This is a genomic window from Agarivorans sp. (genome assembly GCF_050295395.1).
Lineage (GTDB): Bacteria > Pseudomonadota > Gammaproteobacteria > Enterobacterales > Celerinatantimonadaceae > Agarivorans.
On record NZ_JBNKPP010000174.1, the window covers coordinates 1 to 2,507 of the forward strand.

Here is a 2,507-nt window from a genome sequence, read left to right on the forward strand (position 1 = left end):
AAAGACTAAAGCCAAGTTGCTGTGGCAGGCCAGTATTAACCGTTAATTGCTCAGATTGGCTAGTGATCACTTCCTTGGTATCGGCATCCACTGCGCTGGCGACCACACGAACTGGGGTCGGAACAGTACCCGAAAGCACACGCACACTGGCGATACCTTGGGCGTTTGTTTGCCCCTCGGCATTGGCGCTGCCATTGGCAAAACTTAAACCGCCGACCACAGTATCTAAGCTAAAACTAACCTTTTGCTGGGCTGCGGGCTGGCCATTGGCGCTGGTGACTTTAAAGCTCACCAGTGATGATTCGCTCGACCCAGTTCCGCCCGCACCTTTAATACGAATTTGGTTAGGTTCTGCTGCTTCAAAGCTAAGACTGGCTAAGGTTTGGCGTTGTAGTGTAAAGGGGAAGTTCGCCGTCAGCGTTTGATTACCCACGACTGTGGTCGCGACGATTTGATCGTTACGTTCGCTATTCCCGCTGCAACTGGTGTCTTGGAAGGTCGAGCTGGCATTACCCGATAGGGTCGTGACAGGCGTGTCTAAGCTCGCATTATTGCTGGCAGTACAGTCAGAGCTAAAACTGATGGATGACGGCGCCTGTACGCGAGTGATAGTGCCATCGCTGGCCTCTAACACTAAGCTTGCGGTCACGCCAAAGCTGCCGCCCGCGCTGATTTTATAGCTGCCATCGGCCTGTGCCGTTAACGTACTGGCCAGTTTTCCTTCCGTAAAACTGCTGCCATTAAAGGAGCCTAATTTTAAGGTGCCGGATTCGTTAACGGCATCTTTGCTGAGCACTTCATATAAGCTGCTGCTTTGTAGCGATTGCCCTTGATACTCCACTGTTACCGTTAAGGCGTTTGCCCCTAACTCGGTGGCGCTCGGGGTATAACTGACTTGGGCAATACCTTTATCATTTGTTAGTGCACTGGCAGGGGTTAAGGTAGCCGAACCCGCACTAAAGGTGACCTCAGCATCGGCAATGCCGTTACTCTCGGCATCGAGGAAAATGGCTTGCAGTTGCACGGCTTCATCGACTTTAAAGCGAGTCACTACATTCGCGCCGCTTTGAATACTGGCAGTCAGTTTTGGAGCGATGGATGCGCCAGTGCCGTCGATAATCCCTGTAAATTCAAAGTTACGAGTCGCCGATAGCGCTGTGCTGGAATCATTCGGAGTGGTGGTCGCTGTAATAGTGCCAGCATTGATAAGCAAATCTGGATTACTCACAATCACAACGGCTTCACCGTTGCTATCTGTGAGTTTGCTTTCCGGTGTTAACGCCCCAAGGTCGCTCGTAAAATTAACTCTCTGATTGCTGACCTTAGCCGAACCTTTGTTTAACTTGGCAACAGCACAAAAACCTGCGTCTTTAGGGAAACTTTGAAGTGAGGTAAAACTGCCACATTGACTACCCGATAGGGTTTTAAAGTCGATAGACAGTTTGTAAGTACCGTCGCTGGCATCTGTGCCACCGTTATCTTCGTCAGAAGGGCCGTTACAGCCCCAAAGTCCAAATAAGCCAATAGAAAGCAAAGTAAGATTGCAAAACGTGTTGCTAAATCGCATAAGCAAACATCCTTGTTGGGCTGAATGGTTAGTCTTGGATTTCGCTGCGTAGGTATTTAAACAGCTCTTTAGATGATTTGGACTCAGGGCCTTTTGCCAACTCTTTTGTGGCTTGGCGCACTAAGGTACGCAGCTTCTGTCTGTCCAACTGTGGGTAATGTTCCACTAAGGTTTGAATTTCGCTGTCGCCTTGGCTCAGTAAACGCTCGCGCATTTTCTCGAACATTTGCAGCTTAGCGGTTTCGTTGTTGTTTTTGTTCAGTACGATAGCGAGCGCGGCTTTAATCGGCTCCACATCGACGTTACGCATCAACTTACCGATATATTGCATATGGCGGCGATAGGCTTCGGTCTTCGGCTTAATCTTATGAGCTTGCTGGATGCTGTCGTATAAGTGCTCGTCCAGCTCGATTTTATCTAGCTGGGTCTTGCTGAGCGACACCAATTCCATACCGACTTTTTGAGCAGCTTCGCAGTCACGCTTGTCCTCGGTTTTGCTGACATACTCTTCGTCACTGTCATAGGGTTGTTTAAAATGCTCTGAATCACCAACAATCTTCATATAGATAAAACCTCAGTTAAATAACGGCCTAATAATAACATCTCCCGCCAAAAATCGCCTAACGAAAGCGCGTGCGCCATGGCTGAGATTGACGAAATAAGCGCGCAATAAATAATGAGAATGGCATGGGTGTTTGTTATGCTAACGCCATTGCCGACAACGAAAGAGTAGCTTTGTGTCTTTGAACAGAATCGATAGTGAATTGACCGCGCTGAAAGATGCGGTTGCCGTGGCCCTCGAATATGCCAATAAATTAGGGACAAATGCCGCCGAAGTGGCGATCAGTAAACAACAGGGATTATCGGTTTCAACCCGCTTAAAAGAAGTGGAAACAGTTGAATTTAATAAAGATGGCGCCCTAGGGATTACGGTTTATCG

At 48.5% G+C, this 2,507-nt stretch carries 3 protein-coding genes; 1 reads left to right on the forward strand and 2 read right to left on the reverse strand.

The window, feature by feature from the left end; genetic code table 11:
• Together ACQY6Q_RS10525 and yjgA are read right to left on the reverse strand one after the other, a co-directional pair.
• Nucleotides 1-1,567, reverse strand: a 1,567-nt coding sequence (locus ACQY6Q_RS10525) for an Ig-like domain-containing protein (RefSeq protein WP_427981141.1), incomplete at its 3' end; no start/stop codon positions are given.
• A 28-nt stretch (nt 1,568-1,595) separates the two neighbouring features.
• Nucleotides 1,596-2,129 (reverse strand): ribosome biogenesis factor YjgA, encoded by a 534-nt coding sequence (gene yjgA / locus ACQY6Q_RS10530; protein WP_011625015.1) that lies wholly within the window; start codon nt 2,127-2,129, stop codon nt 1,596-1,598.
• A gap of 175 nt (nt 2,130-2,304) precedes the next feature.
• Between yjgA and ACQY6Q_RS10535 the strand changes: the two genes are divergently transcribed.
• Nucleotides 2,305-2,507 (forward strand): PmbA/TldA family metallopeptidase (locus ACQY6Q_RS10535; protein WP_427981144.1); only part of this gene is annotated, 203 nt, incomplete at its 3' end.

Bases quoted from the DNA above. Each gene is read 5' to 3' on its own strand.
- yjgA (WP_011625015.1), bottom strand. From the start codon at position 2,129: ATGAAGATTGTTGGTGATTCAGAGCATTTTAAACAACCCTATGACAGT.